The organism is Streptococcus sp. DD11 (genome assembly GCF_001578865.1).
Lineage (GTDB): Bacteria > Bacillota > Bacilli > Lactobacillales > Streptococcaceae > Streptococcus > Streptococcus panodentis.
The window spans coordinates 361,410-369,544 of sequence record NZ_KQ969394.1 but is presented as its reverse complement, the minus strand read 5'-3'; the positions used below and the strand labels follow the sequence as shown (position 1 = coordinate 369,544).

The 8,135-nt window shown below is 46.8% G+C and carries 9 protein-coding genes and 1 pseudogene; 7 read left to right on the top strand and 3 right to left on the bottom strand.

From position 1 onward, the window contains the following. The 6 genes from STRDD11_RS07595 to STRDD11_RS07570 all read left to right on the top strand — a co-directional run. Positions 1-332, top strand: a 332-nt coding sequence (locus STRDD11_RS07595; protein ID WP_164828425.1) for a CHAP domain-containing protein, incomplete at its 5' end; no start/stop codon positions are given. Positions 333-512: 180 nt separating this feature from the next. After that, on the top strand, positions 513-1,112 hold the full coding sequence (locus STRDD11_RS07590) for a hypothetical protein (protein WP_241209360.1): 600 nt from the start codon (positions 513-515) through the stop codon (positions 1,110-1,112). Positions 1,113-1,321: 209 nt separating this feature from the next. After that, the gene (locus tag STRDD11_RS07585) at positions 1,322-1,759 is read left to right on the top strand and encodes a hypothetical protein (RefSeq protein WP_128836803.1); all 438 of its coding nucleotides are present in this window, start codon (positions 1,322-1,324) and stop codon (positions 1,757-1,759) included. Positions 1,760-2,540: 781 nt separating this feature from the next. Beyond that, a complete protein-coding gene (locus tag STRDD11_RS07580; protein ID WP_128836802.1) occupies positions 2,541-3,485 on the top strand; it encodes a hypothetical protein in 945 nt (314 codons plus the stop codon). A 161-nt stretch (positions 3,486-3,646) separates the two neighbouring features. Then, positions 3,647-4,705 carry a hypothetical protein gene (locus STRDD11_RS07575; protein WP_128836801.1) on the top strand — a complete coding sequence of 353 codons (1,059 nt, stop codon included), beginning with the start codon at positions 3,647-3,649 and terminating at the stop codon, positions 4,703-4,705. A gap of 472 nt (positions 4,706-5,177) precedes the next feature. Beyond that, positions 5,178-5,372, top strand: coding sequence for a hypothetical protein (locus tag STRDD11_RS07570; protein WP_128836800.1), 195 nt, complete (start codon positions 5,178-5,180; stop codon positions 5,370-5,372). A gap of 456 nt (positions 5,373-5,828) precedes the next feature. On the opposite strand, the gene STRDD11_RS07565 is transcribed toward STRDD11_RS07570, so the two are convergent. Then, positions 5,829-6,407 (bottom strand): hypothetical protein, encoded by a 579-nt coding sequence (locus STRDD11_RS07565; RefSeq protein WP_128836799.1) that lies wholly within the window; start codon positions 6,405-6,407, stop codon positions 5,829-5,831. Between the two features lie 54 nt (positions 6,408-6,461). After that, entirely contained in the window at positions 6,462-6,653 is a 192-nt protein-coding gene (locus tag STRDD11_RS07560; RefSeq protein WP_128836798.1) for a helix-turn-helix domain-containing protein, read from the bottom strand. A 221-nt stretch (positions 6,654-6,874) separates the two neighbouring features. Between STRDD11_RS07560 and STRDD11_RS07555 the strand changes: the two genes are divergently transcribed. Continuing rightward, entirely contained in the window at positions 6,875-7,324 is a 450-nt protein-coding gene (locus tag STRDD11_RS07555) for a helix-turn-helix domain-containing protein (protein ID WP_128836797.1), read from the top strand. A 369-nt stretch (positions 7,325-7,693) separates the two neighbouring features. Here STRDD11_RS07555 and STRDD11_RS14390 read toward each other — a convergent pair. Next, positions 7,694-8,135, bottom strand: a pseudogene (locus tag STRDD11_RS14390) (rRNA (guanine-N1)-methyltransferase); the annotation flags it as partial.

Genomic DNA, 8,135 nt, shown 5'->3' with positions numbered 1-8,135 from the left:
TTATTGGAAATGGGATCGATCAGGCGGCTGCCTGGGCGGTAATCTTCGGCAATTCGACCAAGAAAGCCCCCAAAAAAGGAGCAATATTTTCCTGTCTCAGCGACAGCGGAAACCCTGCAGGCCATACCGGGATTGTCTGCCATGTCTTTGAGGATGGCAGTATCCTGACCTGTGAGCAGAATAGCTCGGTGAGCGGTACTACTGCAGGCAAGCCCTTTACTTGGCACTATTGTGTGATTAGGCCAGCTGAGCAGGCAGAGAAACGCTATTCTTTCGCTTACCCGGATGACAGGGAGCCAAACCTAGGCGATAAGACAGGTGCCAGCAGTTAATGCTCTGAGAGAATCAAAACTTGTATCCATACTCTTCGAAAATCACTAACTTGCTTTGGTTTCGCTTACTATTGAGGATAAATAGAGCGAATAGCAATCCGGAGGTATTAGAGCTTGCTAATGGGATAAAGACAGCCTGTGTGAAACTGTCCCCGAATTATCAGAAGAAAAGAGGTTATAATGAATCCAAGAAAGAAAAGGCGGCTGATGACAGCGCTCGTCTGTCTGGGTCTGCTGCTCCTTACAGCCATCTTTATCACAGCGTTTTTGAACAGACAGGCTAAAAAGAAGGAGAAGAAGCCGGAAATTTCACAGACAACTTCTTCCGAGTCCAGCGTTGTGTCATCTTACAGTCAGTCTGAACAGACTCCCAACAAAAAAAATTATCGGCAGGCGCGCGCGACTCTGGAGCGGCCGGAAAGCCTAGTGTCTGAGGACAAGAAAAACAAGGTGGCTGAAGCTTTAAAGATAGCTGTTGAGGATATTAAAAAGCATCCCAATACAGCAGATGTGTCGGGGACGATGGACAATCATCTGTCCTCAACATCGAGCCCCATGGTTCTGACCTTTGCGATGGCTCTGAACTTAGCTGGTTACCGCTTAGAGGACAGCCAGACAGAGGTCTTCAAGTCCTATAGTGACGATGTCCTTCAGTTTATCTGTGTCCTGAGTAAAGATGGAGAGGAAAATTCTTACTTTGTCGGCAACTATAATGACTATACCGCTCAGCTCCAAATCGCTTCCTATCATGGCGGCAATATCAGAGTGCGGGGGGATTAGCTGTTCTTGAGAGCTGTGCGGAGGCAGAACGGCAAAACAGTCTGAAGGAGTGAAAAGGTCAGGGTCTGGAAATCCGAAAGCGAGGCAGCGGATGAAGAGTTCATTCCGCCGCCAGCCGTTAAGCCCAGAAGAGTGCTTGCAAGGGCTGGTAAAACTCAGCAATTTAAGCTATACTAAAAGATAGTAAAAAAGAAAAGGAAGAAAAGTATATGCACAGTCATCTGAATGCAGCAGAGCTGGATCAGCTTATTGAGCAATGCCAGAATGGCCAGGTTCTGATTACGGACTTGGATCCCCTGCTGGTCTACGAGCTGGAACTGAGGGTCAATGAGCGTCTGGCAGAGAATCAGGAGCCTCTGATGTTCAGTTTTCATGAACTCGCCTATAATGGCTTTGTGCCAGATGCTCATGCTGTCTGGATTCGAGACCAGAGCTATGTGCAGCTCTTTGGATTTATGTTTTTCAGCATCGGCTTTCTCCTTTTGTTCTTCCTCCTTTTTACCGGAGCAGGCCCCTTTCAGCTTAAAAACATTGCCTCTGTCCTCAGTCTGCTGGTCATTTCAATCTTTACCTATGTCGTCCTCCTGCTGGTCTCTAATAAACCCGAGGATGAACTGGACAAAAAACATGAAGAAAACAGGGTTTAGCAGAACCTTGTTTTTTTGAACGGATTTTATATTCAAGGAACATCAGCAGCAGATATGGTGACAGCCAGCTGCTCAGCCTGTCACGAGAAATCCCAAGGGGCTTTTTGAACCCCTGCAGGAACTGTTTGTATCGTCATTTCGTTTATCTTTTATTCCGTTGTTAACTCGCCTTGCTCCGACAGTCCAGGAGGACTGTTGGAGGCTGGAGATAAAGGGAAGGCAGTTCCCGGCTTTCGTTCAGTCCCGGGGAGTGAGTCTGGGATAAAAATACCCAGATTCGTCTATTTCTATCGTTCGACTGCAAGACGCAGTGGTTGGGAGAGATTCTGTTGACTTTAGTCAACTAGAATCTCCCCCTGCACAGTTCATTAGGCGCTTTAGCGCCAATGGACCACTGCTGAGCGGCTTCTAATTCGTTGATAAATCAACTCTTACAAGCCTGCTCAACTGTGCGGAGGCGGGAGTGAAACAGCCTGGGGGTAGGCTGTTTCAGGTCAGCAACTAGAAACTAAGACTGGCTGACAAAATCGAAGACTCCGTCTTACCGATTTTTATACGGTATCTTCCCAAAGATAGCTCTCTCTGTGGGTGCGGGCGCAGCCATCATGGGAGTCTGTCCTACTCTCACTACTAAAAGCAACCTAAAAGACGATATGGAAACGGTTCCTCTTATCAGCAGAAACAGCAAGGAGGAAAAGCAGGAAAACTTTTTATGATAAAAAGAAACAAGGGGGCTCCTGAGATATAATAGAAATAATCACTAACGAAAGGAATTTCTGTTATGAAAAAGAATAAAATTCTCTTGCTTTCAGCTTCGATTCTGCTTTCTGCAGGCATTGGAACCAGTCTGGCTTATGCGGACGAGCCCAATCCGGTCGTTCCGCCTGCCGATGCTCAGCCAGTCCAGCCAGTTCCGCCAAGGGATGACCAGCCGACTCCTCCGGTTAATCCTAATCCGGATGACAATAATAATCAGCCAACTCCGCCTCCTACCGATAATGGTGACAACGGCGGCAATGACAATAACCAGCCGACTCCCCCGCCTGCTGATGATAACGGCGGCAACAATGGCGGCAATGGGAACAATCAGCCGACCCCTCCGAGCGACGACGGTCAGCCAGTCCAGCCGACTCCTCCGGCTGATCCTAATCCGGATGACAATAATAATCAGCCAACTCCGCCTCCTACCGATAATGGCGACAACGGCGGCAATGACAATAACCAGCCGACTCCCCCGCCTGCTGATGATAACGGCGGCAACAATGGCGGCGGCAATGGGAACAATCAGCCAACCCCTCCGAGCGACGATGGTCAGCCAGTCCAGCCAACTCCTCCCCAGCCGAGTCCTCCAAGTGATGACAATCAGCCTAACAGACCGGTCAACCCTGCTGACCCAGTCACGCCGACCGATCCTTCCAGACCGGCAGACGGCAATAATCCTATTGACAAAAATAAGAGGGCTGAAGGAAATGGTGAGGGAGCCAGCATCTCTGATCCGACTATTTCGGTCCAAGGTCCTGTAGAAAACACGAATAACAATACCACAGCTGTCCCCGAAGCCGCACCGACTCCCCCGCCTGCGCCTGTGACAGTAACCGTGACAGCTCAGGATCCAGCGCTTCCGGCGACAGGAACAAGGCGGTCCCTGCTTCTGGCCGCGACTGGAGCAGCCCTTCTGTCTATGCTGGCCCTGCTCGGCATGACAGACAAGAAAAAGACTCAGTAACCTCTTTTTGACGATGAGTCATTGAGAGCTGCCGGACTCCTTTAGATGCCTGACTGCAAGGTCGGGCTTTTTTGTTTTCTCTCTTTATGATAAAGCTCTATTAAAAATATTTCCTGTATAATTTTAAGTAAGAATAATGACAAAAAGGAGGTGAAAAAGGCTTGTCCACAATCCTTAGCAAATATAAAATCAGACAGAACGAATCTGGGAAATACACCACTGTCGTTCCTTCATTTTACGATAAAGACTACTACCGGCATTTTCAGATAAAACGCCTGCCGCAGACCAACCGCTTCCCTTTTTTTCTGCAGGCAGACAATGACGGTTCAGGAAGCATCCAGCTGACAATCAGTTACCAGAGCGAAGCAGATTTTCTGCTGGTTGGCCGCCAGCTGTCGCAGCTGGAACAAAAAATTTTGGTGTTTATTGCCCGTTTCAGAAACGTCCAGAAACTCCAGATTCAAAAGGAAATAGGGAGCAGTACTGCGGGAAGCCGCCTTGAAAAAGCTCTGAAAAAACTGCATCAGTATTTTTTGATTGAGGTCTGGGAATTTCCGCGCAAGGACAAGGCCGGGGAGTCAGCCAGGGCTTACTCCATCACACGAAACGGCTTCTCTCTGCTGCGCTATTTGCAGCTTTTGGAGCAGCAAGGGTGCTATCAATGGGAGGCCGCCTTTGATGCGGATCTTTACCAGCCAATCCGCAGCTGGAAAATCGTAGATACCTATCAGGTTTTTAGGCTGTCAGCCCATTACAAGGATTTCATACCTAAAAAGCAGTTTGAGCCCAAGCCCTACACGGTTAGGCAGGCAGATAGAAAAAAGAATGCTCTGGGCGAGGAAAAAGAAAGCCAGACAGAACGGCAGATTTTTTTGCGGCAGGCCAGTGTTGAGGGCGAGCTCCTTTTTGAAAATCCAAGGCTGCAGTATGTCTTTGACCTCTATCCTCTGGTTACGGAAAAAGATGTGGCAGACCTGCTGCTGCTGCTGCAGCACTGGTCGACTTTTGAAGATGACTACCGTTATCTGGTGCTGATTGTCGACTCTTGGGACTGGGTTGAAGAAATCAGTCAGACCTACAGTCTGCCGGATTATGCGGCTAATATTCTCTTTTTTGATTTGGACAGTGTCCAGAATGATGACCTGCTGAGCTCCCTCTATCAATTTGATCCGGACAGCAGCACTTATTCGGTTTTGCCTTTTAAATTCATGCATCCATAGGTTTCGTTGAGGATAATGGGTGATTTCTTTTGCAGGCTTTCTGAATGCTCAAATGATGAGGATGCCATTCAGAAGCAGGCATAGCGGCGGAACAGAAGCCCTTCTTGAAAATTTTGGGGCTTGGCTTCAGGCTCGGTCTAAAAAGATTCCCCGAGTCTTTTTGCTCCCAGCCCAGTTCACTGCCAAAAGCGAACTAAAAAACTATAAGATTTTCTCAATGAACTTACTGAATAAAAAAATTAATTTTCGATTCAAATTTACAGGAATTTTTAAGACTTATGGTATACTCTTATAGGAGAAATATCTACCCTTGCTCAGTAAACATTTTTATTCCTGACACCCCTTGATAGCAGCTGCTTCAAGGCCGCAAATGATATTTAGGATAAAAAAGATTTACAAGTCAGACAGAAGATTCGGCGCACCGAAATAAGGCCCATACGAGATGTAGAAAATAAAAGAGGAGTCAAAATGAATGAAGCAAACAGATGATGGTAAAAAATATTTGGTCGTCCATGGAGAAAAATTAATCGAAGAAATAGCCCAAACGCTTCCTGTGACAGTCCAGGAATATGACGGAACCAAGGTCGGTCTGATAAAGTTAGAAGACCTTGATCAGATACCGGAGGAGCTGCAGGCTTTGCTAGATGACAGTATTGAGATACTATAAAACAGGCGCTGAAGACAGTGCCTGTTTTATATCGTCATTCGTTTCTCTTTTATTCCGTCATTAACTCGACTTGCTCCAACAGTCCAGAAGGACTGTTGGAGGCTGGAGATAAAGGGAACGCAGTTCCCGGCTTTCGTTTAGTCCGGGGGAGTGAGTCTGTCCCACCGCCATCAGACCTGCGCTTTTGAGACAGACTTCCTCACGGAAGCTTTATCCGCCGCCTCAAAAGCTCCGCTGGAGGTTTTTGACACTTCCTAGCGGAAGCTTTATCCGCCGCCTCAGAACCTCCGCTGGAGGTTTTGAGCAGCTCGCAGCCCATCATTTTCTTATTTCAAAATGATAGGCTGAAACTGTCCCCCGGGCAGTTTCACTGCTAAAAGCCGACTAAAAGGCTATATCACAGAAGTCAGTCCCGGCCTCATTTAGACTTTCAAAGGGCCTGAGATGCTGGTCGGTCTAGTCGCAGACAAAGGTCAGCGGTTCCTGTGTCTTCATGTCGATATACTGTCCCTTGTAGTACATGACATTGGCTTTGCGCAGCCAAGAAGTAATCTTATCGCGGACATTGAACTCAATGCCCAGTTCAGCTTCCACCTTCTTGATCTGCTTTTGCTGCATTTCTCTGGAGAAGAATTTGGCCAAAATATCCGTATCAATCAGATGTTCAGAAATAATAACAGCAGGATCTTTCAGATAATTGATGAAATTCTGATAGGTCAGGCTTTTCAGAAAATCATTGCACTTGTCGATAAAGCGCTTGGTCATCAGCCCTTCTTCAAACTGAAGCAGGGGAAAATAGAGTAAACGATAGTAGGTTTCAAAGATTTCCTCAACATCTTTGCTGCTGAATTCCTTGGCCAGGGATTTGCTGATAGGACGCTGGCCGCCGTAGACATTGATCCCGATTTCCAGACACATATTGTAGGGGCTGTAGCCCAGCAGCATGCAGTTGATAATTTCTTGGTTTTGCTCGTCTTTGCATTGTTTTTTAAAATTTTTCAGCTTTTCTTCTAAAAATATGATTTTAATTTCCATAAAACGTTGCTCCTCTGTAAATGACTTCACCACCACTGAAAAGTTGATTTAAAATCAATCCACTTTAAGAAGTTCGTCGGTATTTACGTTGAAAATTTTGGCAAGTTTGACCAGTTTGTCACCTCTGATACTGAGTTGATTCCGCTCCATATGGGAGACGGTCATCTGAGAAACCCCCAGCAATTTTGCCAGTTGAGCCTGTGTCATTTTATTGTGGCGTGCTCTTAATTCTGCTATCGTTACCATAAAAGCCTCCTCAAATTTTATGACTAAAATTATATACCTTTTATTTTAGTTTATCAATAGCCTTGTTGATTTAAAATCATGATTTTTAAAATATAGGTTTTATTAATAGGCTTTTGAGCCGCTTATTAAACTTTCTTTACAATTTCGTTAAGAGAATATTGATAAACGATTCGGTTGCTGGTATAATTTTATTGAAATGATGAGAAAGAGAGGGTTGGCAAATGGCGACGATAGGAGAACGGATCAGACAGCTGCGGTCGTCTCAGGGCTTTACCCAGGCCCGCTTGGCGGAGGTGCTGCATGTCAGCAAGAGCACCGTTTCTAAGTGGGAAAGCAACACCAATCTGCCTCAGGCTATGGAGCTGAAGAATATGAGCAGTCTCTTTCATGTCAGGTCTGACTATCTTCTGGGGCTTTCCAATCAGCTGGCAGCAGGTTCGGCAGGCGGAGATAAAAAACTGGCAGCGCTAACTGCCTATTTTCAGCAGCTGGAGAGGGAAGAAAGCAAGCAGCGCTGCTTAGACTTTGTTATCAGCCAGCTGAATGAGCAGGAAACAGCTAAAATGCAGGCTGAGCTGCTTCAGAAAACACTGGATGAGCCCAAAGTTCACCTTCCGGATGTCAAAATTATTGTGGATGCCGATGCTGCACTGCAGGAATTAGACAAATAAGGCGAGAGCTAAACTCGTGTGCCGCTCCTGCCGCGGATGCTCATTTCCTTTATCTTTTATAGTCTTTTTCTTTGTTTTTAGTGGTGAAACTGTCTGGGGGACAGTTTCAGCCTATCACTAAAAATATAGGACGATAGGGCAGCGAGGCACTCAAAAGCTCCAGTGGAGGTTTGGGGCTGGTGGATGGCGCTTCCGAGCTTTCGGCTTTCTAGGCTTGGCCTGGAGTCTGTCTCGGCCGCTTCAATCCCCGAGCATATAACTAACTGTTGAAACTTAAAAACTGCCGGCTTCAGATGAGGCTGGCAGTTTTTTGTGGGACAGGCGGTCTCTTTGGAGCTTGAGACTCTGCTTTAGGTCCTTTCCTAGTTATTACTTGTTCTGTTTTCTTTTTCCAACGAGGATAATGGCGGAGATAGTGACCTGTTTGAGGTCTTCCCAGTCGATTAGTTCCTGATGGACATGAAAGAGCAGGGGCGTCATCTGGATCAGAGCGGCTCTTTCTTGGGGTTGGAGCGGTTGGCAGTGTTCGACTTCCTGCTGGGACAGAATGTCAAAGTGCTCCTGAAAATGCTGGATTACCTGCTGATTGGAATAGGTCTTTCTGCCCAGCTGTTCGACCGCCTTTTCGCGGATTTCCTGCAAGTGGCTGTCCTTGGGGACGACCTTGATGACCAATCCTTCCTTTTTCAGGACCCGCTGAAATTCCTGATAATTGGCCGGGGAAAAAATATCCAAAACAACATCCACTGCCTGCTCCTGAATGGGCAGCCGGGCCAAATCTCCGACAAACCAGTTAACTGCCAAACTCTTG